This is a genomic window from Novilysobacter erysipheiresistens (genome assembly GCF_036663935.1).
GTDB lineage: Bacteria > Pseudomonadota > Gammaproteobacteria > Xanthomonadales > Xanthomonadaceae > Novilysobacter > Novilysobacter erysipheiresistens.
Genome location: NZ_JAXGFP010000003.1, coordinates 180,180 through 206,537 on the forward strand (window position 1 = coordinate 180,180; position 26,358 = coordinate 206,537).

The following is a 26,358-nucleotide window of genomic DNA, read 5'->3' on the forward strand; positions in this document are numbered from 1 at the left end:
ATCCCGACTCCAATCCCGACCGACAACGCGGATTAGCTACAATGCGCCCCCAGCCGCGCCGCGGCCGGCAACCGCGACTGACGGATCGTCCCCATCGTGACCACCCCACCCTAGCGCCTGTCTTTCCGCGCGCCCGCTCGATGCGGGCATGGGTCTGGTCGTCTCCACGATCGTCTTTCGCAATACCCGGGCAGCATCTGCCCGGCCGCAGGGAATTCCGTTTTGAACATCGCATCCAAGCTGGGCCAGCAATGGTTCGGCAACATCCGTGGCGACGTGCTCGCCGGCCTCGTGGTGGCGCTCGCGCTGATCCCCGAGGCCATCGCCTTCTCGATCATCGCCGGGGTCGACCCGAAAGTCGGCCTGTACGCCGCGTTCTGCATCGCGGTGGTCATCTCGTTCACCGGTGGCCGCCCCGGCATGATTTCCGCCGCGACCGGTGCGATGGCGTTGCTGATGGTCACCCTGGTCAAGGACCACGGCCTGCAGTACCTGCTCGCGGCAACCCTGCTGACCGGCGTGCTGCAGATCGTCGCGGGCGCATTCAAGCTCGGTGCGCTGATGCGCTTCGTGTCGCGCTCGGTCATCACCGGCTTCGTCAACGCGCTGGCGATCCTGATCTTCATGGCGCAGCTGCCCGAGCTGACCAACGTGCCGTGGACGGTGTACGCGATGACCGCCGCCGGGCTGGCGATCATCTACCTGTTCCCGCGGCTGACCAAGACGATTCCGTCGCCGCTGGTCACCATCGTGGTGCTGACCCTGGTGGCGATCTGGCTGAAGCTGGACATCCGCACCGTCGGCGACATGGGCGAGCTGCCCGACAGTCTGCCGACCTTCCTGTTCCCGGATGTTCCGCTGACGCTGGAAACCCTGTGGATCATCCTGCCGGTCTCCGCCACGCTGGCCGTGGTCGGCTTGCTGGAGTCGCTGCTGACCGCGCAGATCGTCGACGACCTGACCGACACCCCCAGCGACAAGAACCGCGAGTGCATGGGCCAGGGCGTGGCGAACATCGCGTCGGGCTTCATCGGCGGCATGGCCGGCTGCGCGATGATCGGGCAGTCGGTGATCAACGTGAAATCCGGCGGCCGCGGGCGGCTGTCGGCGCTGGTCGCCGGCTCGGTGCTGCTGGTGCTGGTGGTGTTCGCCGGGCCATGGGTCAAGCAGATCCCGATGGCGGCGCTGGTGGCGGTGATGATCATGGTCTCGATCGGCACCTTCAGCTGGTCCTCGATCCGCGACCTGCGCAGCCATCCGGGCACGTCCAGCATCGTGATGCTCGGCACCGTGGTGGTGACCGTGGCCACCCATGACCTGGCCAAGGGCGTGCTGACGGGCGTGCTGCTGTCGGCGTTGTTCTTCGCCCGCAAGGTCGGTCGCGTGCTGCACATCGACTCCAGCGCCGGCGATGACAGCACGTCGCGCACCTATGTCGTCACCGGCCAGGTGTTCTTCGCCTCCGCCACCGACTTCGCCACCCGGTTCGACTTCAAGGAAGTGCTGGAGCACGTCACCATCGATGTCTCCGGCGCGCACTTCTGGGACCTCAGCGCGGTGGGCGCGCTGGACAAGGTGGTGCTGAAGTTCCGTCGCGCGGCCACCCGGGTCGACATCGTCGGCCTCAACGAGGCCAGCCGGACGCTGGTCGACCGCCTCGGCGTGCAAGACAAGCCCGGCGCGGAAGTTCTGGTGGGCGGACATTGAGGACAGGCCGATGAACACGCACTCCGCGCACTGACCGCCGCGCGGTTGGCCGCTCGGACCGTGGCTGGCGCTCAGGCCCCGTTTTCGTCGGACTGGGTCTTGAGCCCGAAATACGTCTGCGTCGCGTCCATGACGATGTCGTCCAGGACCCGGTGGACGATCGTCGAGGTAAAGCGGCGTGCTTCGTTTCCGAAGTCCGGTGCATGGTCCTCGAACGCACTCAGGTGGTGGATCAATCCGGCCCGCAGCAACGAAAGCTCGCGAAGCACGGCTTTCAGGTCGTAGTTCTGCACCCAGCGAACGATGGTGTGGCGCGCGGCCAGATGCTGGACCTGGTCGACATTCGCATTGCTGCATTCGTCGCGGATCGCCTGGACGATGGCGTCGAAAATGTTGGGAAGGTGGTCGGTGATCTCAGGCTTGGTCAGCGCTTCGGACGGAACCGAGGGATCCCAACGCACGCTGGTAATCCACTCGCGGATCACTTGATCCTTGTGGGACTGCAGGTATTCCGCCAGCCGGCTACACGCCGCCGGCAGGGGTTCATCGGGCTTGTTCATGCCGGGATGGTATTCGATCGTCGCTTGATGCGACCTGGCCCGATGCTTGGCCGCCGGATTCGGGGCTCAACGCCCCAGTACCACGGTGGCGGCGTCCATCACCCGCGGCTCGCCCGGCTTGCCCCCACCGAATGTGGCGGCTCCGGCCTGCGGCGCCAGCGCGCGGTAGCCGCCGTCGTAATCCCAGGTGGTCAGGTGCAATGCCGCGCCGTCGAGGGTGTCGGGGTTGCCGAGCGCGGTCGCCGGCAGGGTGAAGGTGACGGTGCGGGCCGCGGCATCGACCTCGATCGCGGCGCCGGGGGCGACCGGGGTACCTTCGTCGGTGGCGGTCGCGCCGGCGCTGGCGAACAGCGCGTTCGACCAGCCGTGGGCCCGCAGGCGGTAGTGCCAGCGCATGCCGTCGGGCAGCGCGGCGTGCTGTTGCGGCATCACGCGGGTGCCGCCGTCGCGGCCGGGCAGCTGCAAATAGGCGGTGAAGGCAACATGGTCGAAGCCGTTGGCCGGGTTCCATGGCGCGGTGACGCTGCGCATGGTCAGTTCGATCCGCAGCGCGCCGCCGGCAGTCCAGGCGCGCACGCGTTCGATGTCGGCGGGACGGGGTTCGCGCCAGCCGGGATCGGTCGGGTAGGTGTAGGTGCCGATGGGGCCGGTGTCGTCGCCGCGCGGGTCGGGCTGGTCGGCGGCGGGCTGCCAGTCGAGTTCGACGTGGAAGCGGTGGGGGTTGCTGGTGGCGTTGGTGGCGGGGTCGAAGGCGACGACGCGGTGCTCGATCGCGGGGTCGGTCATGCCGTCGGTGCGGACGCGGGCGCGCCAGTGGCCGGCGCTGTCGGCGATGACGGGAACGGCGCTGGAGAGGTTGCCGTCGACGACGAGCTGGAACGCCTGCGTCGGTCGAGCGCTGCCGGCGAGGTCTAGCGTGTCGGTGGCGCGACCGGCGAACGGGTCGATCACCGGCGCGGCGCCGGTGTCGGCCGTCGGTGTTGGCGCGGTGGTGGCACCGACGCGCCAGACCTGCCCGCTGCGCGGCGGCAACACCAACGTGAGCCGGCCGTCGGCACCGACCACCTGCTCGTCCGGAATTCCGTCGATGCCGAATAGCGGATGCAGCACGGTGCCTTCGGGCAGGCCGGTGTCGAGGTTGTCGAGCAGGACTTGGCTGTCGGCGGTGTTGAGGACGGTGAGTGCGGCGTCGGCGCCGTGGTCGGTGCGCCAGGCGATGGCGCCGGCGCCGGCGGGGTTGCTTGCGAGCACGCTCGGGCTGCCGCGCGAGAACAGCTTGTCTTCGCGGCGCAGGGCGATCACATCCTGCAGGTAGCGGTACAGCGGCGCCTCGGTGTCGAAGTGGTCGCGGCCATCGCTGCCGACGCCGTCGGCAAACATCGACGCGCGGCGCTCGTCGAAGCCCTGCTCAGTGCCGTAGTAGATGACCGGGATGCCGGGCAGGGTCAGCATCGCCAGCAATGCCTGCTTGAGGCCGGCCGTGTCGCCGCCGGCGAGGAAGCGGTCGACGTCGTGGTTGTCGATGAAGCTTGGCATCCGGTGCGGGTCGGCGTGCAGCGTCGTCATCGAGGTGATGCGGTGGCCGAGTTCGGCAGTCGGGCGGCCGCGCGCGAACACGTCGCCGAGGGTGCCGTACAGCGGGAAGTTGATCATCGACGGCAGGCCGCCGGGCACGCGCATGTAGGCGTCGAGCTTGCGGGCCTGGGTGTCGTCGAACGGCTTGTCGGCGCCGAAGCCTTCGCCGAACGACAGGAAGTCGTCGCGGCCGGTGGCCTGGGCGACGCGCGCCATGCCGGGCGCGTCGGCATCGTCGGCGTGCAGGAAGTCGGGGAAGAAACCGGCCGGCACGTGGAACGCGGTATCGACCCGGAACGCATCGACGCCGACCTCGCGGATCCAGTGGCCGTAGGAGGCGCGCAACGCATCGCGCACGGTCGGGTTTTCGGTATCGAGGTCGTCGAGACCGGCGAGCGCGAAGTCGAGCTCCTGCCGACGCTCGGTGAAGTCGGCGATGTCCGGGCTCCAGTGGTAGATCGCTTGCTTCAACTGCCCCGGGTCACGCGGATCGTTCCGGTCGAATGGCGATTGCACGGGTGCCGTGCGGCCACGCGCGTCGGCGCGGACGCTGCAGTCGCGCGCCGGATCCACCGCGCCGTCGTCGCCCGGCTCGCACGCCAGGTAGTCGGCGACATGGTTCACCACCACGTCCTGCACCAGATACATGCCGCGGCCGTGCAACCCGCGCGACAATGCCTGGTAATCGGCGAGCGTGCCGTAGTGCGCGTCGACCGTGCCAAAGTCCGACGCCCAGTAGCCGTGGTAGCCGCTGTAGCTGCCGCCCGGGTTCCACCACTGGTTGGCGACCGGCGGGGTGATCCAGACCGCGGTCGCGCCTAGACCGTTTATATAGTCGAGCCGTCGGGTGATGCCCTCGATGTCGCCGCCGCTGTAATGCGACGGGTTCGTCGGGTCGTATTCGCCGACGCCCTGGTCGTTGTTGCCGGGGTCGGCGTCGTCGAAGCGATCGATCATCACGAAGTAGATGACCTGGTCGCGCCAGTCCGGCGAGGGCACGTGCAACTCGCCGGCGGATGCCGGGGCAACGGCCAACAATGCCGCCAGGACGATGCCGAGCCCTGCCCGTCGCGCGATCGAAGCCACGCTGGTCCGCATTCCAGTCTCCCGGCCGCGACCGACGCGGCCCCGGTTCACTATTCCACAGCGTCGTGACCGGGTTTCGCGGTGCGCACGCGTCCCGCCATGAATACGTATGCAAAGCAATTTGTGCAGGGATGGCTGCGACTACCATCGGTCTGCGCTACCGGAACGGCCTTCGTTCCGACCAACCCATTTGCAGTCATTCGAGTACCGGAGGGGGAGATGTTGAAACTGAAGCGCAACCTGCTGAGCGTGGCACTGGCCTCGGCAACCTTGATGGTCGCGACTGCTGTGCAGGCGCAATCCCAGCCGGCCGACGACGCGCCCGCACCGACGCAGGAATCGCAGGCCACCGAGCTCGACCGCGTCACCGTCACCGGCATCCGCGCCGGCATCGAGAACGCGATCGAGACCAAGAAGACCTCGAGCTCGATCGTCGAGTCGATCTCCGCCGAGGACATCGGCAAGCTGCCCGACCTGTCGATCGCCGAGTCGATCGCGCGCCTGCCCGGCCTGACCGCGCAGCGCGTCGCCGGACGCGCGTCGACCATCAGCATCCGTGGCCTGGCCGAGAACTTCGGCACCACCCTGCTCAACGGTCGTGAGCAGGTCAGCGTCGGCCACAACCGCGGCGTCGAGTTCGACCAGTACCCGTCCGAGCTGATCAGCGCGGTCACCGTGTACAAGACCCCCGACGCCTCGCTGGTCGGCCAGGGCCTGTCGGGCACGGTCGACCTGCAGACGGTACGGCCGCTGGCGTTCCCGGAGCGGGTGATCTCGCTCAACGTGCGCGGCGAGCACAACTCGCTGGGCGAGCTCAACGACGGCTACGACGACATGGGCTACCGCGTCAGCGGTTCCTACATCGACCAGTTCGCCGACGACACCCTCGGCGTGGCGATCGGCTACGCACGGATGGACTCGCCCGGCCAGGCCGAGCGCTGGGAATCCTGGGGTTATCCGAGCGACAACGCCGGCGCGCCGGGCGCGTTCCTGATCGGCGGCAGCAAGTCGCAGGCCTCGTCGGTGGAGAACATCCGCGACGGCCTGATGGCGGTCATCGAGTACAAGCCGAGCGACAGCTACTCCTCGGTGCTCGACGCCTATTACTCCACCTTCGACAAGTCCGAGACCCTGCGTTTCATGGAGACCGGCCTGGCCTGGGGCGGCGGCACCAGCCTGCGCAACGCGGTGATCGAGGACGGCTCGGTGGTATCGGGCGCGTTCGATGGCGTGCGCCCGGTGGTCCGCAACGACAAGAACACCCAGGACGACGAGATCTTCGCCGCCGGCTGGCGCAACGAGTTCACCTTCGGCCCCGACTGGACCGCCGTCGCCGACGTCAGCTACTCCAAGGCCGAGCGCTCGGAGATGCTGCTGGAAACCTATTCCGGCCTCGGCCACGTCAGTGGCACGCGCACCGACAGCGTCGACTTCGTGATCGACCAGGGCACCGGGCTACCGCAGTTCAGCTACGGCGAGGACTACGCCGATCCGTCCAACCTGGTCCTGACCGACCCGGCCGGTTGGGGCCAGGCCGGCTTCATCAAGTACCCCGGTGTCGAGGACGAGCTGACCTCGTTCCGGCTCAGCGCCGAGCGCAGCTTCCTCGACGGCATCTTCAGCAGCGTCGAGTTCGGGCTCAACTACGCCGACCGCGAGAAGCTGCGCAAGAGCGGCTTCGAAGGCTTCCTGCGGCTGCCCAATGGCGCGCTGGAGATGGCGATCCCGACCGAGATGCTGACCGGCAACGCCGACCTGAGCTTCACCGGCATCCCCGGCATGGTCGGCTACGACATCGACCGCGTGCTCGGGCTGTACGAGATCGACCAGCACAGCCACCAGGACATCGCCAACAAGAACTGGACGGTCAACGAGAAGATCGCCACCGGCTTCGTGCAGTGGAACATCAACACCGACCTCAGCGACGCGGTGTCGCTGCGCGGCAACGTCGGGGTGCAGGTGGTGCGCACCGACCAGAGCTCCGATGGCCTGATCGTGCCGTTCGGCGATGCCGACAATCCGGTGCCCTTGAGCGGCGGCGACGAATACACCGACATCCTGCCGAGCCTCAACCTCGCGCTGGGCATGCCGCACGACCAGACCCTGCGCTTCGGCCTCGGCCAGCAGATGGCGCGGCCGCGGATGGACGACCTGCGCGCCAACCAGAACGTCAGCGTCGACGCCACCCAGGGCGTCAACGGCGAGTGGCGCGGCAGCGGCGGCAACCCCGAGCTGCAGCCGTGGCGCGCGACCGCGCTGGACGTGTCGTACGAGAAGTACTTCGGCGGCCGCGGCTACTTCTCGCTGGCCGGCTTCCACAAGGACCTGCAGTCGTACATCTACAACCAGACCGTGGCCTACGACTTCAGCGGCTACGACCCGCGCGAGTTCAACCCGGATTCGCCGATCGGCGAGTTCACCACTCCGCAGAACGGCGAGGGCGGGATCCTGTACGGCTTCGAGACCGCGCTGTCGATCCCGCTGGACCTGCTGTGGCAGCCGCTCGACGGCTTCGGCGTGATCACCAGCTATTCCAGGACCAAGAGCGCGATCGACCCGCTCGGTCCCGACGGTGGCGACGAGCCGCTGCCGGGCCTGTCGGAAGAGGTGTCCAACATCACCGTGTACTACGAAAAGGCCGGCTTCTCGACCCGGGTCAGCCAGCGCCACCGTTCGCCGTTCCTGGGCGAGGTCCAGGGCTTCGGCGGCGATCGCCAGAAGCGCTACATCAACAGCGAGGACATCGTCGACTTCCAGGTCGGCTATGCGTTCGCCGAGGGCACGCAACTGCAGGGGCTGTCGCTGCTGTTGCAGGTCAACAACATCACCAACGAGCCGTACCGCGAGTACTTCCCGGACGCGGGCGGCCTGCCGCGGATCTACAACGAGTACGGCCGCCAGGTGTTGCTGGGCGCCAGCTACAAGTTCTGACCGTCGGACCCCCGTGGTTGGATCCCGCCCCCTGTCGGCTCGCCGGCAGGGGGTTTTCTTTGGCATCGATGATGGTGATCTTGTAGGAGCGGCTTCAGCCGCGATCAGATGTTGGGTCGCGCGCGCCGATTCCAGATCGCGGCTGAAGCCGCTCCTACAAGGGCACGGAGCATCGGAGTACTGCATACGTATTCAGCGCATCGGGGCCAATGTTGCGGTGCGAACCGGGGTTAGCGTGGGCCGATCGACGGGAGGATGCGCGCTTGCTCAACGGTCTGGATGGGGATGTGGTGCAGGTTTCGGTATTCGTCGCACTGACCGCGCTGGTCGCGCTGCTGACCTGGTGGCGTTGCCGCCGCGAGGTGCGCAGCAGCAACGCCTCGCGCGACTACTTCCTCGCCGGCGGCACCCTGGCGTGGCCGTTCATCGCCGGCTCGCTGCTGCTGACCAACATCAGCGCCGAGCAGATCGTCGGCATGAATGGCGCGCAGATGATGCTGGTGGCGTGGTGGGAGTTCGGCGCCGCCGCCGGCCTGCTGGTGCTGGCTCACGTGCTGGTGCCGATGTACTACAAGTACAACTGCACGACGACCACCGAGCTGCTGGAGAAGCGCCTCGGCGATCCGGCGTTGCGGCGGGTGGTGTCGGTGCTGTTCCTGCTTGGCTACATGTTCATCCTGCTGCCGGTGGTGCTGTACACCGGCGCGGTGTTCATGAAGTCGATGTTCGGGCTGCAGATGCCGGTGCTGCTGATCGCCGCGCTGTTCGCGATCGGCGGGCTGGCCTATGCGGCATTCGGCGGGCTGCGCGCGATTGCCATCTCCGACACCTACAACGGCCTCGGCCTGCTGGTGATGGGCCTGCTGGTGACGCTGTTCGCGATGATCGCGGTCGACTGGGACCTGTCGGGCATCCCCGCCGAGCGCTGGACCCTGATCGGCGACAGCGACTCCGACATCCCCTGGCATACGCTGCTGACCGGGATGGTGTTCATCCACATCTTCTACTGGGGCACCAACATGGTGATCGCCCAGCGCGCGATGGCGGCCAAGTCGATCCGCGAGGCGCAGCAAGGCATTTACGCGGCGGCGGCGTTCAAACTGCTGACGCCTCTGGTGGTGATCGTGCCGGGGGTGATCGCATACAAGCTGTACGGCGACGTCGGCGACGTGGCCTACGGGCGGCTGGTCGGCGACGTGCTGCCGCCGTGGCTGTCGGGCGCGTTCGCCGCGGTGATCACCGGCGCGGTTCTGTCGAGTTTCAACTCCTGCCTCAACTCGGCGTCGGCGCTGTACACCTGCGACATCCACCTGGCCAAGGTCAATCCGGACGCCGACGTGAAGCGGATCGGGCAGTGGGTGGCGGTGGTGTTCGCGCTGGTGTCGGTGGCGATGGTGCCGCTGTACCAGCATGCGCAGAGCATCATCGCGACGCTGCAGCAGCTCAACGGCTTGTACTCGATGCCGGTGTTGGCGGCGTTCGTGGTGGCGGTGGTATTCAAGCGGATCGACTCGCGCGCGGTGCGGAGCGGGCTGGTGTTCGGGGCGGCGCTGTATGCAGTGTTTACCTTCGTGTGGACGCCGCTGCATTACATCCATTTGATGTTCGTCACGCTGGTGCTGACGGTGTTGGTGACGTTGGGGTTGAGCCGGGTGCTGGAAGGGCGGAGCTCGGTGGCGGTGGTGGAAGACCGGGCCTGACGACCACGGCGGGCACGGTCCTGATGCTCCGATGTAGGAGCGACGTGAGTCGCGAACCGCCGAACGCTGGATGTGATGTACAGGTCGCGACTTACGTCGCTCCTACACGCGCGCACCTCCCGCTTTTCGTAGGAGCGGCTTTAGCCGCGAACGTGGAATCGTCCGCCCGCGCCGATTTCCGATCGCGGCTAAAGCCGCTCCTACAAGGGCACGGGGCGTCGTCGGATTACGCGGTGGCGGCCTGGCGCGCCAGGGCGGTGATGCGGTCCCAGTCGCGCGACTGCAGCGCGTCCTTCGGCACCATCCACGAGCCGCCGACGGTGATGACGTTGGGCAACGCTCGGTAGCGCGGCGCGGAGGCGGCGTCGATGCCGCCGGTGGGGCAAAACCTCGCCTGCGGGAACGGCCCGGCGAACGCCTTCAGCGCATCCACGCCGCCGGCGGCTTCGGCCGGGAAGAACTTGAAACGGCGATGGCCGTGCTCGAGGCCGCGCATCAACTCGCTGGCGGTGGCGATCGCGGGGATCCACGGAATCGAGACATCGCGCGCGGCGGTGTACAGCGCGTCGGTGGCGCCGGGCGAGATCGCGAACGCGGCGCCCGCCGCGGCCACCGCGTCGAGGTCGGCTGCAGTCAGCACGGTGCCGGCGCCGACGATCGCGTCCGGCACCTCGTCGACGATGCGGCGGATCGCGGCCAGCGCGACATCGCTGCGCAGGGTCACCTCCAGCACCGGCAGGCCGCCTTCGACCAGCGCGCGCGCCAGCGGCACGGCGTCGTCGAGGCGCTCGATCGCGAGTACCGGCAGCACCGGTGCGCGGGAGAGGATCGTGTCGATCGCGGTGTGGGTGTCGGTTGGGTTCATGGTCAGTGGGTCGCGACTCACGGGGCGGACGGCGCGGCGCCCTTGCGCAGCGCCACGGCGGCGCCGAGCAGGCCGGGGTTGGGATGGGTGACGACCTGGATCGACACCGATTCGAGGTAGGCGGCGAAGCGGCCCTTGGCGAGGAAGCGTTCGCGGAACGCGCTGCTGCGCAGGAACGGCACGAAGCGCGGGATGATGCCGCCGGCGATCATCACCGTGCGGGCGCCGTGGACCAGGGCGACGTCGCCGGCGACGCTGCCGAGGATCGCGCAGAACCGCGCAAGCGCGCGGCGCGAGGCGACCTCGTGGCCGTCGAGCGCGGCCGCGACCACGGTCGCCGGGTCGCGCAGTTCGCGCACGCCGCCGCTGGCGTCGACCGTGCCGCGCAGCACCGCGTCGATGCAGGCCAGGCCGCTGCCCGACAGCAGCCGTTCGTACGAGACCCGGCCGTGGCGCGCGTTCAACCAGCGCGCGATCGCCTGCTCCTCGTCACCGAGCGGGGCGAAGCTGACGTGGCCGCCTTCGGTCTCGACCGCGTGCCAGTGGTCGTCGGCGCCGACCAGCAGGCCGACACCGAAGCCGGTGCCCGGGCCGAGCACGCTGATCGGGCCTTGCAGCTGCGAGTGCACCGGACCGTACAGCGCGATCCGGTCGTCGGCCTGCAACGCCGGCACCGACCACGCGACCGCGCCGAAGTCGTTGAGCAGCAGCAGTTCGTCGAGCCCGAGCGATTGCCGCAACTCGTTGCGACTGAACGACCACGCGCGATTGGTCAGGCGGATTTCGTCGGTATTGACCGGGCACGCCAGTGCGATCGCGGCGCGGCGCGGCTGCACCCCGACCGATTGCAGGTAGTGCTCGGCGGCATGCTGCAGGCTGGCGAAGTCGGCGTTTTCCAGCGATTGCGATTGCAGCAGCTGCGGGGTGGCCGCGGCCGGATCGGTCAACGCGAAGCGCGCGTTGGTGCCGCCGATGTCGGCGATCAGTTCAAGCGCGCCCGCATTCATGCGTCGACCTCCGCGCCGGGCAACGGGTGGATCAGCGGTTGGTGCGGCAGCGGTTCGGCGCCGCCGTGTCCGTCTTGCGTATCCGGATGGGCCACCGGGTCGCCGCCGGGCATGCTCGCGAACAGGCTACAGGCGCCCTGCTCGGCGGTGCCGGCATTGGCGCGCATCAGCCCGAACAGTTCGCGGCCGAGGCCGACATGGCTGTCCAACCGCGCCGGGCACGCCAGCGCGCGCGCCTGCAGTTCCGCCGCATCGACCCGCAGCTCGATCACCCCGGCGCCGGCATCGAGGTGGACCAGGTCGCCATCGCGCACGCGCGCGATCGCGCCGGCATCGGCGGCTTCCGGGGTCACGTGGATCGCCGCCAGCACCTTGCCGGAGGCGCCGGACATGCGGCCGTCGGTCAGCAGGGCGACGTGCTGGCCGCGGTCCTGCATGACGCCCAGGGTCGGGGTCAGCATGTGCAACTCGGGCATGCCGTTGGCGCGCGGACCCTGGCCGCGCAGCACGATCACCAGATCGCCCTGCAACTGCCCGTCCTGGAACGCGGCAAGCACCGCGTCCTGCGATTCGAACACCCGCGCCGGCGCGGTGATCGCGTGGTGCTCGGGCGCGACCGCGGAGATCTTGACGATCGCGCGGCCGAGGTTGCCCTGCAGGCAGCGCAGGCCGCCCTCGCGGTCGAACGGCAACGCGGTGCCGCGCAGCACGTCGGGATCGAGCGACGCCATCGGCGGCTCGCGCCAGCGCAGCACCAGGTCGTCGAGGTACGGCTCCATCGCCTGCCGGCGCAGGTCGCCGCCGTGCACGCAGCGGATATCGGGATGCAGCAGGCCGGCGTCGAGCAGTTCGCGGATCGTGAAACCCATGCCGCCGGCGGCGTGGAAGTGGTTCACGTCGGCGCTGCCGTTGGGGTAGATCCGGGTCAGCAGCGGGGTCGCCTTCGACAGTTCGTCGAGGTCGTCCCAGTCGATCAGCACGCCCGCCGCGCGCGCGATCGCGACCAGGTGGATCGCGTGGTTGGTCGAGCCACCGGTCGCGGCCAGGCCGACCATCGCGTTGACCAGCGCTTTCTCGTCGACAGTGTGCGCCAGCGGGATGTAGTGCTCGCCAAGCGCGGTGATCCGCAGCGCCTGCTCGGTCGCCGCCACCGTGAGCGCGTCGCGCAACGGCGTGCCCGGATTGACGAAGGCGGTGCCCGGCATGTGCAGGCCCATCACCTCCATCAGCATCTGGTTGGAGTTGGCGGTGCCGTAGAAGGTGCAGGTGCCGGGGCCGTGGTAGCTCTGCGACTCGGCCTCCAGCAGCTCCTCGCGACTGGCCTTGCCCACGGCGTAGCGTTGGCGGACCGCGGCCTTGTCCTTGTTCGGCAGGCCCGAGGTCATCGGCCCGGCCGGCACGAAGATCATCGGCAGGTGGCCGAAGCTCAACGCGCCGATCAGCAGCCCGGGAACGATCTTGTCGCACACGCCCATCAGCAGCGCGGCGTCGAACATGTCGTGGCTCAGCGCGACCGCGGTGGCCAGCGCGATGGTGTCGCGCGAGAACAGCGACAGCTCCATGCCGGCGCGGCCCTGGGTGACGCCGTCGCACATCGCCGGGACGCCACCGGCGACCTGGGCGCTGCCGCCGGCCGCGCGCGCGGCGGCGCGGATCAGGCTCGGGTACGGCTCCAGCGGCTGGTGCGCCGACAGCATGTCGTTGTAGGCGGTAACGATGCCGATGTTGCCGGCGCGGCCGCCGCGCAGGGTCGGCTTGTCGGTGCCGGCCGCGGCAAAACCGTGGGCGAGGTTGCCGCAGGCCAGCCGCATCCGCACCGGCCCGGCGTCGCGCGCGGCGGCCATCCGCGCGAGATAGTCGGCGCGCGGGACGCGGCTGCGCTCGATGATGCGCGCGGTGACGCGCTCGACGGTGGGGTGCAGGCTCATCACGGGCTCCAATGTACGTGCAGCCGCGCGTCGGCGGCGTGCAGGAACGCGCCGATCGGATAGCGCAACGGGTCGTGCGACCGCAGCGCGCGCTCCAGCACGGCGCGCTTGTCGGCGCCGCTGAGATACAGGTGCAGCGAACGCGCGCGCAGCAGTCGGGCGGCGGTCAGGGTGACCCGCGGGTACGGCGCTTCCGGTGGCAGCGGTTGCGGGTCGATGCGGCAGGCGTCGATGTCCGAGGCCGGGTCCAGCGCCTCGGGCAATCGTGGCACGCCGGGGAACAGCGAGGCAGTGTGGCCGTCCATGCCCATGCCCAGCACCACCGCGTCGAACGGCTGCGGGTACTGCGCGAGCGCGGCGCGCGCATGACGTTCCGATGTTTCCGGATCGCCGTTCGGCGGGGTCAGGCCCTGCAGTTCCACCCCATCCGCGGCGGCGAACGCGGCGCCGATCTCGCGCAGGTTGCAGGCCGGGTCATCGTGCGGCACGCAGCGCTCGTCGGTCGGCAGCAGCGTCACTTGCGACCACGGCAGCGGACAACGCGCGAGGCGCCGGTACAGCGGCAGCGGCGTGCGGCCGCCGCCGAGCGCGAGCAGCGCCTGCCCGCGCAGCGCGATCGCCTCGCCGCAGAAGGCCTGCAGTTCGGTCGCGACGCTGGCGGCCAGCGTGTCGACATCGGCGTGTTCATGCATGACCCAAGCCATCAAAGCCTCCCGCTCATTCGCGCCACGCGTGGCCGTGGCGATCGGTCAGGGTGACCGCGCTGCCCGGCCCCCAGGTGCCGGCCGGGTAGGGCTTCGGCACCATCCCGTTGGCCCGCCAGCCGTGGTGGATCGCATCGACCCATTGCCATGCCGCCTCGGTCTCGTCGCGGCGCACGAACAGGGTGCCGTTGCCCTCGATCGCGTCGAGATACAACCGTTCATACGCCAGCCGGCGCCGGTGCGCGAACTGCTCCTGGGTGTCGAGGTCGAGCGCGACCTGCGACAGCTGCAGCCCGGCGCGGTCGAGCCCCGGGGTCTTGTGCATCATCCGCAGTTCGATGCGCTCCTCCGGCTGCAGCCGGATCAGCAGCGCGTTGGGCTGCAGCGGCGCGCCGCCGTGGTCGAAGATCGAATGCGGCACGCTGCGGAACTGCAGGTAGATCTCGGTGCAGCGTTGCGGCAGGCGCTTGCCGGTGCGCAGGTAGAACGGCACGCCCTTCCAGCGCCAGTTGTCGATGTGCGCGCGCAGGGCGACGAAGGTCTCAGTGTCGCTCGGGCGCTGCAACTCATCGCGATAACCGGGCACCGCGACCCCGCCGACCGCACCGGCGCCGTACTGGCCGATCACGGTCTCGGTGGCGACCTGCTCGCGCCCGATCGCGCGCAGCGAACGCAGCACCTTGATCTTCTCGTTGCGCACCGCGGTCGGCTCGAACTGCGACGGCGGCTCGATCGCGACCAGGCACAGCAACTGCAGCAGATGGTTCTGCAGCATGTCGCGCAACGCGCCGGAGGCGTCGTAGTAATCGCCGCGGCCCTCGACCCCGACCGTCTCGGCGACGGTGATCTGCACCTGTTCGATGTGCCGCGCGTTCCACAGCGGTTCGAACAAGGCGTTGCCGAAACGCAGCGCCAGCAGGTTCTGCACGCCTTCCTTGCCGAGATAGTGGTCGACCCGGAACACGCGCTCCTCGTCAAACACCCGGGCGACGCCGTCGTTGATCGCGATCGCGCTGGCGAGGTCGTGGCCGAGCGGCTTCTCCAGCATCACCCGGGTGCCGGCGCCGCCGAGCCCGTGCGCGCCGAGCGCCTCGCAAATCGGCGCATACCAGCGCGGCGCGGTGCTGAGGTGGTAGACGACGTCGCCGTCGCGCAGGCCGGTGATGGTGTCGCACAGCGCGCGCAGCGAGTCGGCATCGTCCAGCGACGCCGGCTGGTAGTGCAGGCGTTGCAGCAATGTGGCGAGGGTCGCGTCGTTGCGCTCGGTGGCCGGCACGTGGCGGGCGATCGCCTCGGCCACCAGCGCACGGAAACCGTCGGCGTCGAGCGCGCTGCGGGCGGTGCCGAGGATGCGCAGCGCGGGCGGCAGCAGGCCTTCGCCTTCCAGCGCCAGCAACGATGGCAACAGCATGCGCTGGGCGAGGTCGCCGGTGGCGCCGAAGATGGTCAGCAGTGACGCGGGCGCGGCATTCATCGCGTGGTCCGTGCGGGGAATGCGCAGGGTAATGCGGCCGCGCGGCCGGCTGTGCCTGCATACGTTTGCAGGCGCAAGCGTTGGGGCGGGGTCGCTGCCTCAGCCGCCCGGCGGCAAGGTGCCGCCGTTGATCCACGCCCACACCACCGCGGCCAGCAGCGCCACGATCGCCATTCCCCTGGACAGCAACTCGGCCCGGTCCGGCCGCAGCGGTTTGCCTGACATGTTGGTGTTCCCCCTGAGCCGCTATCGGACGACAGCGCAAGCGCGGTGTCTGCGATCACGGTCACAGCGCGGCATCGCGGCGTCGCGAGGGGAACCTCAGTGTGGGCGCGGGGTGGGTCGCGACCGGGCCGCTTCGCCGGCCGCGTCCTGGGCCGGCCGGGTGTCACGCGCCAGTTCCGGCGAGGCCACCGGCACCGCCAGCCGTTCGACCGGGTCCGGGCGGCCGGCCGGCCGATGCCCGGGTGACGGCGGGTGCCAGCTGTGCGGACGCGGCATCATGACGCCACCTCGCGGAATGGCGGCTCCGGTGCCAGCAGCACCCGCGAGCCCTGATAGCTCCACGCGGTGTAGGCCATCTCGGCGACGTTGATCCAGTCCACCCGCAGCCGCGCGTAATTACGCGCCCAGCAGGTCGACAGCGCCGGTTCGATCTCCGCCCACGGTCGGCTGCCGAAATAGGACCGCGCCTCGATCCCGATCGTGCACGCCGCGGCAAGCGCGGCATCCATCAATGCCTTGCCGGTCGCGCCGGGCGTGGCGCTGTCATGGGCCGCCGTGGCCGCGTGCCGAGCCGGAGTCGCCGTCTTCATCGTTGCCACCGCATCCATCGAGTCGAGGGACTGCCACGGTAGGGCCGTCGACATTAAGTGCGGGTCAATTCACCGGTTCACAAAGCTGAGGCGGCCGGCGGCTGCGGCCAGCGTTGCGGGACCTTGCGCACGTCCTCCAGCGCATAGCCGAGCGCCTGCAGCCGGGCCAGCGCGGCCTGGTAGTCGGCTTCGGGGATCGTCGGGGTGCGCGCCATCAACCAGGCATAGTCGCGCGCGCTGCGGCCGATGATGGTCTGGCGGTAGTCGTCATCGAGGTACACGACCACGTACTCGGCCTTGATCGGCCAGACGAACTGCATGTCCCACACCGCGCCGTTGCTGCCGGGACGGACGAAGCCGCGTGGGTGCATGGTCTCGACTGGCGCATCGAACCCGCCTTCGCGGAACCGGAAGGTGGTGGCGATGCTGCCGTCGTCGCGCAGGGTGTAGGACTCGATCGCGTTGTAGGCGTCGCGCTCCCAGCGGCTGGGGATGTGGGCGATCACGTACCAGTCGCCCATGAAGCGCGGCAGGTCGACCGCGGCCACCGGCGCGATCGTCGGCGGGGTGTGGCTGCAGGCCGCCAGCAGCGCGGCCAGGCCGGCGGCGAGCAATGCGGCGACGCGTGACCGCGCGTTCATCGCCGGCCCGACTTGTCGAACAGGTAGTGCCCGACCATCCACTCGCGGCCCTCGTCGTAACCGAACAGCTCGGCGCAGGCCATCCAGAACATCCGCCAGCGCTGCCACCACAGCCCGGCGGCATCGCCATAGGCGTCGACGAGGATCGGCATCAGCTCGGCGCGCGCGGCGTCCTGCGCCTGCAGCCAGTGGTTGGCGGTGCGCTGGTAGTGGCGGCCGTCGAGCAGCCAGCGTTGCGCCAGGGTCAGGTCGCGCTGGAACCACGAGAACGTGTCGGCCGACGGCATCAGCCCGCCGGTGAAGAAGTGCCGCCCCATCCAGTTGTCGTCGCCGTCGCTTTCGAACGGATACAGCAGGGTGCGGTGGCAGAACACGTGGACGAACAGCTTGCCGTCGTCGCGCAGCCACTCGCCGACCCGGCCGAGCAGGGTCTGGTAGTTGCGCATGTGCTCGAACATCTCGATCGAGACACAGCGGTCGAACTGTGCCGGCGCCAGTTCCAGCCGGTTGACGTCGCAGGTCAGCACGCGGACGTTGGCCAGCCCGCGCGCGCGGCAGCGCGCCTCGATGAACTCGCGTTGCGGCCGCGAGTTGGACACCGCGGTGATCCGCGCCGCCGGGTAGCGCTGCGCCATCCACAGGGTCAGCGAACCCCAGCCGCAACCCAGCTCGAGGATGTCCTGGCCGTCGGCCAGCCCGGCGCGTTCGCCGTACAGCGCGAGCATCGCGTCCTCGGCCTCGGCCAGGGTTTCGTTGCCGCTCGGGTAGTAGCACGAGGAGTACTTCAGGCGCGGGCCGAGGCACCCCTGGAAGAATGCCGGCGGCAGTTCGTAGTGCTGGCGGTTGGCGGCGTCGGTGTGGATCGCCACCGGGCTGTCGCGCAGCTCGGCGAGCTGGCGCTGCATGCGTTCGCTCTGCGCCTGCGGGCCGCCGGCGCTTTCCTGCGCCAGCCGCTGCGCGCACATCCTGCGGATGCCGAGCCGCAGCAACGAGTCGGGCAGCCAGCCTCGTTCGGCCAGGCCGAGCAGGCCGGCGGCCGGGACGTCGGGGGCGAGATCGCGGGCGTGGATCGCGGTGTTCATCGGGGACTCCCGGTTGACGAAGGTGGGGATGGAGACGAAGGCGACGCCGCGGGCTTCGGAAACCACGGGAACAACATCGAGGTGCGCCGCTGGTAGTCGCGGTAGTCATCGCCGCGGCTGCGCAACGCTTGCGCCTCGGTGTACGGGATGCCGCTGATCCAGCGCAGGAACACGAACATCAGCAGCGGCCCGCTCCACCCCAGCCACGACCACGGCGAACCGACCGCGAGCAGCACGTAGGCGAACCAGTGCAGCCATTCGAAGAAGTAGTTGGGATGGCGCGAGTAGCGCCACAGGCCGGCGCGGCAGGTATGGCCGTGGTTGCCCGGGTCGGCGCGGAAGCGGGCGAGCTGGGCGTCGGCCAATGCCTCGCCGGCGACACTCAGCAGCCACACCGCGATACCGGTCAGCAGCCAGCCACTGACACCGGCCACCGGGTTGCGCGCCACCGCCAGGAACGGCAGCGCGAACAACACCGCCAGCAGCGCCTGGGCCTGGAAGAACGCCAGCCATTTGCGGTCGTCATCGCCCCACAGCGTGCGCAGGTGGGCGTAGCGGCCGTCCTCGGCCTCGCCGCGGACCCGCCGCCACAGATGCCACGCCAGCCGCAGCCCCCAGCCGCCGCCGAGCAGTGCCAGCAACACGCGTGGCAGCGGCGCGCCGTCGCCGAGCGCGGCCAGCACCACCGCCGCCAACCCGACCGACGTCGCCCACAGCACATCGACGATGCCGGCGTTGCGCCGCCGCCGTTGCCACCACCAGCCCGCGGTCTGCATCACTGCCGCCATCAGCCACACCACGCCCAGCATCGCCAGCACGCTCATCGCGCCCACCCCGTGCGCGCAGGCGCGATCGTCAGCGGCCGGCGCCGGCCGAGCCGGACCAGCAGCGGCAACGCCAGTGCCCAGCCCGCCGCCAGCGACACCAAGGCGGGAACCGGCGCGACGAGCTCGACCGCGGCGAAACCGCGCGCCGCACCCAAGTAGGCCAGCGGCCCGCCGACCGCGCCGAACACCGCCGCCAGCCACGGCCGCCCGTGCAGGAACCCGAGCGAATGGTTGATCGTCATCGCGAACGCCGCCCACAGCGCGAGGATCCACAGCGGCGCCAGCAACGCCGGCGTGGCTGCGGCATAGCCAAGCCACCCTGTCAGCGCCAGCCCGCCGTCAAGCACCACGCCACACGCCAGCGCGCCGGCGACCACTCGTACATCGCTGCCGCGCCACGGCGACGTCCCGCCCTGCGCGGCCACGAACACCACCGCCGCAACCACGCCCCACCACGGCGATCCGCGCCCGGCGCCGATCACCGCGGCAAACCAGACCAGCTGGTAGCCGACAAGGTTGGCCCAAAAGCGCATCTCAGGCCTCGATCCGGTCGAGCCCGACCAGGTACTCGGCCTCGCGGTTGCCGGGCTTGGCCAGCAGCATCTGCACCACCCCGATCGAGCGCTCGCGGAATCCGCCTTCGCAATAGGCCAGGTAGAACTGCCACAGCCGGATGAAGCGTTCGTCGAAGCCCTGCGCGCGCACCTGCGGCAGCCGCGCGAGGAACCGCTGGCGCCAGTCGTGCAGGGTCCGCGCATACGACGAGCCGAAATCCTCCAGGTGGGTAAGCGCGAGGTCGCTGCTGCGGGTCTTGGCCTCGAGCATCCCCGCGATCGAGGGAATGAACGCGCCCGGGAAGACGTGGCGCTTGATGAAATCGACCGAACGCAGCGCCTGTTCGTAGCGGTGGTCCTCGATCGTGATCGCCTGCACCAGGGCGATGCCGTCGGGCTTGAGCAGCGCGCCGAGCTTGGCGAAGTAGGTCGGCAGGTAGGCCGCGCCGATCGCCTCGACCATCTCGATCGAGACCAGCTTGTCGTACTGCCCCTGCAGGTCGCGGTAGTCCTGCTGCAGCACGGTGACCCGGTCCTGCAGGCCGGCCTCGGCGACGCGGGCACTGGCCAGCGCGTACTGTTCGGCGGAGATCGTGGTGGTGGTGACGCGGCAGCCGTAGCGCGCGGCCGCATGCACGGCGAAGCCGCCCCAGCCGCTGCCGATCTCGATGACGTGGTCGTCCGGTCGCAATCGCAGCTTGCGGCAGAGGCGCTCGAGCTTGCGCGCGCTGGCCTGCTCCAGGGTGTCGTGGTCGCCGGCGTACAGCGCCGAGGAGTACATCAGGTCGTCGGACAGGAACAGCCCGAAGAATGCGTTGCCGAGGTCGTAGTGGGCACCGATGTTGCGGCGCGCGCCGTCGCGGGTGTTGCGGCGCAGGGCATGCCAGCCGCGCATCAACCAGCCGCCAATGCGCGCCGGCCCGGTTTCCATGCGGTCCAGCAGCGCGCGGTTGCGCACCAGCAGCCGCACCAGCCCGACCAGGTCGTCGCAGTCCCAGTGGCCGTCGAGGTAGGCCTCGGCCGCGCCGAGGCTGCCGTTGGCGGCGATCGCGCGGTAGAACGCGGGGTCGTGGATGCGCAGTCGCAGCGTCTGCTCGTTGGCATAGGCGTGGCCGATCTGGACGGTGCCGAGCGCATCGCGCAATTGCAGCGGCTGGCCCTGCAGCAGGGCCAGCTGCGCCAGCAGGCGCGTGCGCAGGAACTGGTCGAGCGCGCCGTATTCGGCGGCGCTGCGCGGCACGGCGGCGACGGCCGTGGCGTCCGCTGACGTAGTTCGGGTCGGCTTGTTCATCGGTGCATTCATGGGCGCTCCTGGCTGCGGTCTGGATGGGTGAATACCGGGGTGCGCTTGAGCCACAGCCGCAGCGCCTGCCAGTGGATCGCGACGACCACCTGCGCGGTCATCAGCGGGTAGCGCCACAGCACCCGGGCCAGCGCCGGCGCGTCGAGGGGGCGACGCTGCAGCTGCAGGGTGGCGTCGAAGTGCGGCTCGCCATCGCGCGCGACCTGCATGTGCACCTGCAGGTCCTCGCCCGGCGGGGTCAGGCTCCAGTGATAGCGGCAGTCCATCGGCAGGAACGGCGAGACGTGGAAGGTCTTGTCGAAGTCCCAGTGCCAGGCGCGCCCGCGCACCAGCGCCGCGGCGGTCGGCAGCACGTAGGCGTGGCGCTCGCCCCATGGGGTGTTGGTGATCTCGGCGACGACGCACTCTAGGGTGCGGCCGTCGGCTTCGAAGCAGTAGTAGAAACTCACCGGGTTGAACACGTAGCCGAAGTAGCGCAAGTGGGTGAGCAGGCGCACCGGTCCTTCCGGCCAGATCCCGGTCGCGGCGTGGACGCGATCTCGCACGGCGTCGGCGAGGCCGCGTTCGGGCGGGCCGAGGTAGTCGCTGCGGCGGAACTCGGCGAGGTTGCGGCGATCGACCGACCACAGCGGGTGCGAGGCGAACACGGCGTCGAGTTCGTCGAGGTCGAGGTACAGCTGGGCGATCGAATAATCGAACGCGTGCGGCCGCGGTGCATGCCGGCGATGGCGCACGCGGCCTTCGTAGACCGCGCTGGCCGGGGTCGCGATGGCCCGTGTCGCGATGCTACCTGTCGCGATGCTCATCGGGCCGTTCATGCCGGCGATTCCGAAACGTCAATGCCGCCCGCCACCGCCGCGCGCGCCGCCGGCCACTGCGCGCCGAGCGCGCCGGCCACCTCGACCGCGCTGCGGATGCCGTCCTCGTGGAAGCCCCAGCCCCAATAGGCACCGGCGAACCACGTGCGACGGCGGCCCTGGATCTCGGCCTTGCGTGCCTGCGCGGCGACCGATGCGTGCGTGTACACGGGGTGGCGGTAATACATCCGCCGCAGCATCCGCGCCGGATCGATCGCCTCGCTGCGATTGAGGGTCACCACCAGCGGCTCGGCGCTGTCGATGCGCTGCAGCAGGTTCATGTTGTAACTGACCGTGCACGGCCGGTCGCGCTCGCGCGGCACGTGCGCGTTCCACGCCGCCCAGGCCTTGCGCCGGCGCGGCAGGACGCTGGCGTCGGTGTGCAGCACGGTGTCGTTGGTCTGGTAGGGCATCGCGCCGAGGATGTCGCGCTCGCGCGCATCGGCATCGTCCAGCAGCGCCAGCGCCTGGTCGCCGTGGCAGGCCAGTAGTAGCTGATCGAAGCGCTCGCGGCCGCCGTCGAAGGCGACCTCCACCCCTTCCGCATCGCGACGCACCGAACGCACCGGCGTGTTCAACCGCACCGCGACATCCCAGCGCGCGCGCAACGCGTCGACGTACGAGCGCGAGCCGCCGCATACCACCCGCCACGGCGGCCGGCCGCTGAGCTGCAGCATGTGGTGGTTGGCCATGAACCGGACCAGGTAGCGCGCCGGGAACCGCAGGATCGCGCTGGCCGGCGACGACCACAGCGCCGATGCCATCGGCACCAGATGGTCGTCGCGGAACGCGTCGCCGAAGCGGTGTTCGGCGAGATAGTCGCCGAGGCTCGGGCCCTCGCCGTCGCCGTCGAGCAGCCGCGGCGCGATCCGGTAGAACCGCGACAGGTCGCGCAGCATGCCGAGGAACCGCGGCGAGCACAGGTTGCGGCGCTGGCAGAACAATGCGTCCAGGGTGGTCGCGTTGTACTCCAGCCCGCTGGCCTCGCTGTGCACCGAGAACCCCATCGTGGTCGGCTGCGAGGCCACGCCGAGGGCGTCGAAGAATGCGGTCAGCAGCGGGTAATGCACCGGGTTGTGAACGATGAACCCGGTGTCGACCGCGTGTTTCCGGCCATGCAATTCGATGTCGTGGGTATGGGTGTGGCCGCCGAGGTAGTCGTTGGCCTCGAACAGCACCATCTCGTGCCGACGCGACAACAGCCACGCCGAGGCGAGGCCGGAAATGCCGGAGCCGACCACCGCGATGCGCATGTCAGCCTCGCGCCTTGGCCGCGACCCACGCCGGCACCGGCTTGAGGTCGCGCACCAGCCCGAGCGCGGCCATCGCCATGAGCCCGTACCAGGTCAGGTCGACCTCCCACCAGCGAAAGCCCTGGCGCACGGTGCCGGGGAAGAAGTGGTGGTTGTTGTGCCAGCCCTCGCCGAAGGTCAGCAGCGCCAGCCACAGGTTGTTGCGGCTGTCGTCGTCGGTGTCGAACCGTCGGCTGCCGAAGCGGTGGGCCAGCGAGTTGATCGTCACCGTGGCGTGGAACAGCACCACGGTGGAGACGAAGAACCCCCACACCAGCATCTGCCCGCCGCTGGTGCCGAGCCCGGGCGCGGCGCTTTCCAGCCACGCGCCGAGGCCGTACAGCGCCGCCGCCAGCAGCACCGGGATCAGGGTGTCGTAGCGGTCGAGCCAGCGCAGTTCGGGATAGCGCGCGAGGTCGGGAATGCGCGCCCAGTCGGTCTTGAAACCCTCGCGGGTCAGGAACCAGCCGACATGGCTCCACCAGAATCCGTGCTGGCGCGGCGAGTGCGGATCCAGCGGGGTGTCGGTGTGGCGATGGTGGTTGCGGTGGTGCGCGGCCCACCACAGCGGCCCGCGCTGCACGCAAGAGGCGCCGATGACCGCGAACAAGAATTGCACCGCGCGCGGCGCGTTGAACGTACGATGCGAGAAGTAGCGGTGGTAGAACCCGGTGAGCGCGAACATCCGCAGCGCATACAGCCCGGCGGCGACCGCCAGCGCGACCGGCGACACCCCGACCCACAGCACCGCGATGCAGGCCAGGTGCATCACGACGAACGGCGAGGCGCGCAACCAGTCGATGCGGTCGGCGTCGGCCGTCGGCTCCGTCGAGGCGGACGACGAGTCGACCCAGCGATGCATCGTTGCCAGCACGCGGCGGCCCACTCCGGGGCGCACCGTCGTCGCCGTTGCACTGGACTGCCTGGACATCCCCCACCCCGCTTCGGATCGATACCGTTGGTACGGATCGTCCGCGGCGATGGATGCAAATCAAATCCGGGCGATGCCGCCCTTGGCCACGATCGGACCGGTCGGCGCGGCGTGCGGAATGCCGGCTTCCGGTTCCAGGGTGATCGCCAGCGTCGCCCCGACCGCGAGCGCATCGCGCAGCGCCGCCGGCACCTCGATCGTGTGGGCGGTGTCGCCGGAGACCTGGCCGAGCGATTGCGGCGCCGCGCCTTCGGCGATCAGCCACAGCTCGTGGACCCGGCCCGCGGGATCGGCCGGTACGGGCACCGGCACCATCAGCACTTCACTGGCGACCGGATCGATGGTGGCGACCCAGCCGGTGCTGCCGTCGTCGCGGGCAAGCACCGTCACCGGCCGTGGTGCGTCCGGCGCCTCGATCGCAGGAGGCTCGACCGGCTGCACCACCACCGTCGGCGGCGCCGGGGTCGGCGCCGGCGGACGCAGCCCGATCACCACCGCGGCGAGTCCGGCCGCGACCGCCAGGCCGGTGGCCGCGCGCCAGAACGGCAAGCTGTTCCAGACGCCACCGCGTGCATCGCCGACCGACGGCCAGCCGAGCTCGGTGCGGATCCGCGGCCACACGTGCGCCGCCGGCGCGACCGCCTCGACCTGCAGCAACCACGATGCAAAGTATTGGTCCCAGCGCTCGACCAGCGCGGCGAACGCCGGCTCGGCATCGATCCGCACCTGCGCCTGCGAGCGCTCGGACGCATCAAGCACGCCGAGCACGTATTCGCCGGCGCGCACCTCGTCGCTCGGCGGGGTCGCGCCGGAGGCGTCGTCGTTGGCAAACGGGTCGTGGGTATTCATTGCTCGAGGCACGCCTTGAGTTGCATCAGGCCGCGACGGATCCAGCTCTTGATCGAGCCCAGCGGCGAGCCCGACCGGGTCGCCAGTTCCTCATAGGTCGCGCCGTCGAAGAACGCGGTACGGATCAGGGTCTGGCGGCGCGGCTCAAGTTGTTCGAGGCAGTCGTCCAGGCGGCTGGCGTCGTTCGCGGCTTCGGCCTGCGAGACCGGCGACGGCGCCGGGTCGCGCGCGGTTTCGGCGATTTCGATCGGCGCGCGGCTGGCCGGCGCCGGCAAGGCACGCAGGCGGTCGATCGATCGGTTGCGGGCGATGGTGCCGAGCCAGGTCGAGGCGCGCGCGCGGCTGGCGTCGAACTGGCCGGCCTTGTTCCACACCGTGACGTATACGTCCTGCAGCACGTCCTCGGCCTCGGCGCGGTCGCTCAGCACCCGCAGGCAGATGCCCAGCAACTTGCCGGAGGTGCTGCGGTACAGGGATTCGAAGGCGGGCTGGTCGCCGCGGGCGACGCGGGTCAGCAGCGCGTCGACGTCGCTGGCCGAAGCGTCGGACTGCAGCGCACTGATATCGGTCATGCGACAGCCTCGTCGTGGTGAATCGGATCGGGCGCGCGGACGCCCCGGGCACCGGTTATGCCACGCCGCATGGCCACGAAGCAATGCGCGGCGCGCGCGGGGCGCGACGCCGGGGGTCGTGTCAACCATCGCAGCGGTCAACCAGCGGCAGGGTTGCGGCGGTCTCCAGATCGGCGCGGCCGACCTCGTCGGTCAGCCGCCCCGGCGGGAACTCTATGCGCACCGGCAGGTGGTCGCCGTCGGCGTCGCGGATGCTGCCGATGCCCTCGAACTGCAGCAGCCAGCGGTCGCGGTTGCGATACACCAGCTCGGTCTGCGGGGCGACGAAGCCGTACCACGCGTCCAGCGACATGCGCAGGCGGGTGCGCGCGTCGTCGCCGCCGATCCGTTCGATGCCGACCGCAAGGAAGTCCTGCCGGCTCGGCAACAGGAACGCGGCCTCGACGGCATCGCCGGCACGCAACGCGGTCCACTGTTCGTGTACCAGCGCGTCGAAGCCGGCGTCGACCACCGCATTCGCGCCGAAGTCGAGCGTGCGCTGTGCGACAGGGTCGTCCCGCTGGGCCTGCCAGTAGACCTGCCGCCGCGCGCCGACGCCGCGCACGCCTTCGCGGTAGCCATCGCGACCATCGACGAACTCGAAGTTCGGGGCAGTGGCGCTGGCGGTCGCCCACACCCGTTTGCGCGCGAACGGCTGGCCGTTCGGGCACCGGTAGACCACCAGCCGCGCCGGTCGTCCGCGGTCCTGGTAGCGCCAGTGGATCTCGCGGTAGGCCAGCTCGCCGTCGTCCGCGGCGTAGGCCAGCCCCTCGTAGCGGTCCAGCGCCGCCGCCTCGCGCGTGCCGAGCAGGAGCAGTCCGACGCCCAACAGCAGCAGCCACCGGCGCAGGCGCCGCGCCGCGCCCGGACTCCTGGGTGCCGGTCGCGATGCGACGGAGGTCGCGGCGGCGACGGTGCGGTTCGCGGCGGTGGCGTTCATGGATTCGACCGGATCCCCTGTTGCCCCGAATTACGATTGCAGCGCCGCGGCGGATGCAATGCATCCGCACGGGCGGTGCCGCCGTATGTCCGCCATCGCGCCGATGGCGCACCGACCCG

The 26,358-nt window shown here is 69.9% G+C and carries 24 protein-coding genes; 3 read left to right on the forward strand and 21 right to left on the reverse strand.

The genetic code is table 11. The features are described 5' to 3' along the window. Positions 1 to 240: 240 nt before the first annotated feature. Positions 241 to 1,707, forward strand: coding sequence for a SulP family inorganic anion transporter (locus SNE34_RS06880; protein WP_425604480.1), 1,467 nt, complete (start codon positions 241 to 243; stop codon positions 1,705 to 1,707). Between the two features lie 71 nt (positions 1,708 to 1,778). Here SNE34_RS06880 and SNE34_RS06885 read toward each other — a convergent pair whose 3' ends face one another. After that, positions 1,779 to 2,267 (reverse strand): RsbRD N-terminal domain-containing protein, encoded by a 489-nt coding sequence (locus SNE34_RS06885; RefSeq protein ID WP_332616002.1) that lies wholly within the window; start codon positions 2,265 to 2,267, stop codon positions 1,779 to 1,781. 66 nt (positions 2,268 to 2,333) lie between these two features. Then, a complete protein-coding gene (locus SNE34_RS06890; RefSeq protein ID WP_332616005.1) occupies positions 2,334 to 4,940 on the reverse strand; it encodes an alpha-amylase family glycosyl hydrolase in 2,607 nt (868 codons plus the stop codon). 207 nt (positions 4,941 to 5,147) lie between these two features. Here SNE34_RS06890 and SNE34_RS06895 point away from each other — a divergent pair, with 207 nt between their 5' ends. Both SNE34_RS06895 and SNE34_RS06900 read left to right on the forward strand, forming a co-directional pair. After that, a complete protein-coding gene (locus SNE34_RS06895; protein ID WP_332616007.1) occupies positions 5,148 to 7,859 on the forward strand; it encodes a TonB-dependent receptor in 2,712 nt (903 codons plus the stop codon). 263 nt (positions 7,860 to 8,122) lie between these two features. Then, positions 8,123 to 9,559 (forward strand): solute:sodium symporter family transporter, encoded by a 1,437-nt coding sequence (locus SNE34_RS06900; RefSeq protein ID WP_332616009.1) that lies wholly within the window; start codon positions 8,123 to 8,125, stop codon positions 9,557 to 9,559. Positions 9,560 to 9,785: 226 nt separating this feature from the next. Here the strand turns inward: SNE34_RS06900 and SNE34_RS06905 are convergent, their stop codons facing one another. From SNE34_RS06905 to SNE34_RS06995, 19 genes are all read right to left on the reverse strand, one after another. Next, a complete protein-coding gene (locus SNE34_RS06905) occupies positions 9,786 to 10,424 on the reverse strand; it encodes a bifunctional 4-hydroxy-2-oxoglutarate aldolase/2-dehydro-3-deoxy-phosphogluconate aldolase (protein WP_332616011.1) in 639 nt (212 codons plus the stop codon). 17 nt (positions 10,425 to 10,441) lie between these two features. After that, positions 10,442 to 11,431: a glucokinase gene (glk, locus tag SNE34_RS06910; RefSeq protein ID WP_332616012.1), complete on the reverse strand. Its 990-nt coding sequence runs from the start codon at positions 11,429 to 11,431 to the stop codon at positions 10,442 to 10,444. After that, complete coding sequence (gene edd, locus SNE34_RS06915) at positions 11,428 to 13,359, reverse strand: phosphogluconate dehydratase (RefSeq protein WP_332616014.1); 1,932 nt, start codon at positions 13,357 to 13,359, stop codon at positions 11,428 to 11,430. Before edd ends, glk begins: the two co-directional genes overlap by 4 nt. After that, a complete protein-coding gene (gene pgl, locus SNE34_RS06920) occupies positions 13,359 to 14,063 on the reverse strand; it encodes a 6-phosphogluconolactonase (protein ID WP_332616015.1) in 705 nt (234 codons plus the stop codon). Before pgl ends, edd begins: the two co-directional genes overlap by 1 nt. A 13-nt stretch (positions 14,064 to 14,076) precedes the next feature. Then, positions 14,077 to 15,537 carry a glucose-6-phosphate dehydrogenase gene (gene zwf / locus SNE34_RS06925; RefSeq protein WP_332616017.1) on the reverse strand — a complete coding sequence of 487 codons (1,461 nt, stop codon included), beginning with the start codon at positions 15,535 to 15,537 and terminating at the stop codon, positions 14,077 to 14,079. Between the two features lie 99 nt (positions 15,538 to 15,636). Further along, the gene (locus tag SNE34_RS06930; protein WP_332616019.1) at positions 15,637 to 15,762 is read right to left on the reverse strand and encodes a hypothetical protein; all 126 of its coding nucleotides are present in this window, start codon (positions 15,760 to 15,762) and stop codon (positions 15,637 to 15,639) included. A gap of 96 nt (positions 15,763 to 15,858) precedes the next feature. Then, positions 15,859 to 16,038, reverse strand: coding sequence for a hypothetical protein (locus SNE34_RS06935; RefSeq protein WP_332616021.1), 180 nt, complete (start codon positions 16,036 to 16,038; stop codon positions 15,859 to 15,861). Continuing rightward, a complete protein-coding gene (locus SNE34_RS06940; RefSeq protein ID WP_332616023.1) occupies positions 16,038 to 16,352 on the reverse strand; it encodes a hypothetical protein in 315 nt (104 codons plus the stop codon). The genes SNE34_RS06935 and SNE34_RS06940 overlap by 1 nt, the downstream gene beginning before the upstream one ends. 77 nt (positions 16,353 to 16,429) lie before the next feature. Further along, the gene (locus tag SNE34_RS06945; RefSeq protein ID WP_332616025.1) at positions 16,430 to 16,993 is read right to left on the reverse strand and encodes a lipocalin family protein; all 564 of its coding nucleotides are present in this window, start codon (positions 16,991 to 16,993) and stop codon (positions 16,430 to 16,432) included. Beyond that, the gene (locus tag SNE34_RS06950; protein ID WP_332616026.1) at positions 16,990 to 18,075 is read right to left on the reverse strand and encodes an SAM-dependent methyltransferase; all 1,086 of its coding nucleotides are present in this window, start codon (positions 18,073 to 18,075) and stop codon (positions 16,990 to 16,992) included. Before SNE34_RS06950 ends, SNE34_RS06945 begins: the two co-directional genes overlap by 4 nt. Continuing rightward, a complete protein-coding gene (locus SNE34_RS06955; protein WP_332616508.1) occupies positions 18,072 to 18,884 on the reverse strand; it encodes a DUF1295 domain-containing protein in 813 nt (270 codons plus the stop codon). The genes SNE34_RS06950 and SNE34_RS06955 overlap by 4 nt, the downstream gene beginning before the upstream one ends. A gap of 11 nt (positions 18,885 to 18,895) precedes the next feature. Continuing rightward, on the reverse strand, positions 18,896 to 19,435 hold the full coding sequence (locus SNE34_RS06960; RefSeq protein ID WP_332616028.1) for a DUF2878 domain-containing protein: 540 nt from the start codon (positions 19,433 to 19,435) through the stop codon (positions 18,896 to 18,898). Position 19,436: 1 nt separating this feature from the next. Further along, complete coding sequence (locus SNE34_RS06965; RefSeq protein ID WP_332616509.1) at positions 19,437 to 20,747, reverse strand: cyclopropane-fatty-acyl-phospholipid synthase family protein; 1,311 nt, start codon at positions 20,745 to 20,747, stop codon at positions 19,437 to 19,439. Between the two features lie 8 nt (positions 20,748 to 20,755). Further along, complete coding sequence (locus SNE34_RS06970; RefSeq protein WP_332616030.1) at positions 20,756 to 21,565, reverse strand: DUF1365 domain-containing protein; 810 nt, start codon at positions 21,563 to 21,565, stop codon at positions 20,756 to 20,758. 8 nt (positions 21,566 to 21,573) lie between these two features. Then, complete coding sequence (locus SNE34_RS06975) at positions 21,574 to 22,869, reverse strand: NAD(P)/FAD-dependent oxidoreductase (RefSeq protein ID WP_332616031.1); 1,296 nt, start codon at positions 22,867 to 22,869, stop codon at positions 21,574 to 21,576. Position 22,870: 1 nt separating this feature from the next. Then, positions 22,871 to 23,770 (reverse strand): acyl-CoA desaturase, encoded by a 900-nt coding sequence (locus tag SNE34_RS06980; RefSeq protein ID WP_332616510.1) that lies wholly within the window; start codon positions 23,768 to 23,770, stop codon positions 22,871 to 22,873. 129 nt (positions 23,771 to 23,899) lie between these two features. Continuing rightward, positions 23,900 to 24,688, reverse strand: a complete 789-nt coding sequence (locus tag SNE34_RS06985) for an anti-sigma factor (RefSeq protein WP_332616033.1) — start codon at positions 24,686 to 24,688, stop codon at positions 23,900 to 23,902. Continuing rightward, complete coding sequence (locus SNE34_RS06990) at positions 24,685 to 25,260, reverse strand: sigma-70 family RNA polymerase sigma factor (RefSeq protein ID WP_332616035.1); 576 nt, start codon at positions 25,258 to 25,260, stop codon at positions 24,685 to 24,687. Before SNE34_RS06990 ends, SNE34_RS06985 begins: the two co-directional genes overlap by 4 nt. Positions 25,261 to 25,381: 121 nt before the next feature. Then, positions 25,382 to 26,239 carry a hypothetical protein gene (locus tag SNE34_RS06995; protein ID WP_332616036.1) on the reverse strand — a complete coding sequence of 286 codons (858 nt, stop codon included), beginning with the start codon at positions 26,237 to 26,239 and terminating at the stop codon, positions 25,382 to 25,384. Positions 26,240 to 26,358 lie beyond the last annotated feature (119 nt).

Coding starts and splice junctions, on each gene's coding strand:
- SNE34_RS06885 (WP_332616002.1), bottom strand. CDS start 2,267: ATGAACAAGCCCGATGAACCCCTGCCGGCGGCGTGTAGCCGGCTGGCG.
- SNE34_RS06890 (WP_332616005.1), bottom strand. CDS start 4,940: ATGCGGACCAGCGTGGCTTCGATCGCGCGACGGGCAGGGCTCGGCATC.
- SNE34_RS06895 (WP_332616007.1), top strand. CDS start 5,148: ATGTTGAAACTGAAGCGCAACCTGCTGAGCGTGGCACTGGCCTCGGCA.
- SNE34_RS06905 (WP_332616011.1), bottom strand. CDS start 10,424: ATGAACCCAACCGACACCCACACCGCGATCGACACGATCCTCTCCCGC.
- glk (WP_332616012.1), bottom strand. CDS start 11,431: ATGAATGCGGGCGCGCTTGAACTGATCGCCGACATCGGCGGCACCAAC.
- edd (WP_332616014.1), bottom strand. CDS start 13,359: ATGAGCCTGCACCCCACCGTCGAGCGCGTCACCGCGCGCATCATCGAG.
- pgl (WP_332616015.1), bottom strand. CDS start 14,063: ATGGCTTGGGTCATGCATGAACACGCCGATGTCGACACGCTGGCCGCC.
- zwf (WP_332616017.1), bottom strand. CDS start 15,537: ATGAATGCCGCGCCCGCGTCACTGCTGACCATCTTCGGCGCCACCGGC.
- SNE34_RS06930 (WP_332616019.1), bottom strand. CDS start 15,762: ATGTCAGGCAAACCGCTGCGGCCGGACCGGGCCGAGTTGCTGTCCAGG.
- SNE34_RS06935 (WP_332616021.1), bottom strand. CDS start 16,038: ATGCCGCGTCCGCACAGCTGGCACCCGCCGTCACCCGGGCATCGGCCG.
- SNE34_RS06940 (WP_332616023.1), bottom strand. CDS start 16,352: ATGAAGACGGCGACTCCGGCTCGGCACGCGGCCACGGCGGCCCATGAC.
- SNE34_RS06945 (WP_332616025.1), bottom strand. CDS start 16,993: ATGAACGCGCGGTCACGCGTCGCCGCATTGCTCGCCGCCGGCCTGGCC.
- SNE34_RS06950 (WP_332616026.1), bottom strand. CDS start 18,075: ATGAACACCGCGATCCACGCCCGCGATCTCGCCCCCGACGTCCCGGCC.
- SNE34_RS06955 (WP_332616508.1), bottom strand. CDS start 18,884: ATGCTGGGCGTGGTGTGGCTGATGGCGGCAGTGATGCAGACCGCGGGC.
- SNE34_RS06960 (WP_332616028.1), bottom strand. CDS start 19,435: ATGCGCTTTTGGGCCAACCTTGTCGGCTACCAGCTGGTCTGGTTTGCC.
- SNE34_RS06965 (WP_332616509.1), bottom strand. CDS start 20,747: ATGAACAAGCCGACCCGAACTACGTCAGCGGACGCCACGGCCGTCGCC.
- SNE34_RS06970 (WP_332616030.1), bottom strand. CDS start 21,565: ATGAGCATCGCGACAGGTAGCATCGCGACACGGGCCATCGCGACCCCG.
- SNE34_RS06975 (WP_332616031.1), bottom strand. CDS start 22,869: ATGCGCATCGCGGTGGTCGGCTCCGGCATTTCCGGCCTCGCCTCGGCG.
- SNE34_RS06980 (WP_332616510.1), bottom strand. CDS start 23,770: ATGCATCGCTGGGTCGACTCGTCGTCCGCCTCGACGGAGCCGACGGCC.
- SNE34_RS06985 (WP_332616033.1), bottom strand. CDS start 24,688: ATGAATACCCACGACCCGTTTGCCAACGACGACGCCTCCGGCGCGACC.
- SNE34_RS06990 (WP_332616035.1), bottom strand. CDS start 25,260: ATGACCGATATCAGTGCGCTGCAGTCCGACGCTTCGGCCAGCGACGTC.
- SNE34_RS06995 (WP_332616036.1), bottom strand. CDS start 26,239: ATGAACGCCACCGCCGCGAACCGCACCGTCGCCGCCGCGACCTCCGTC.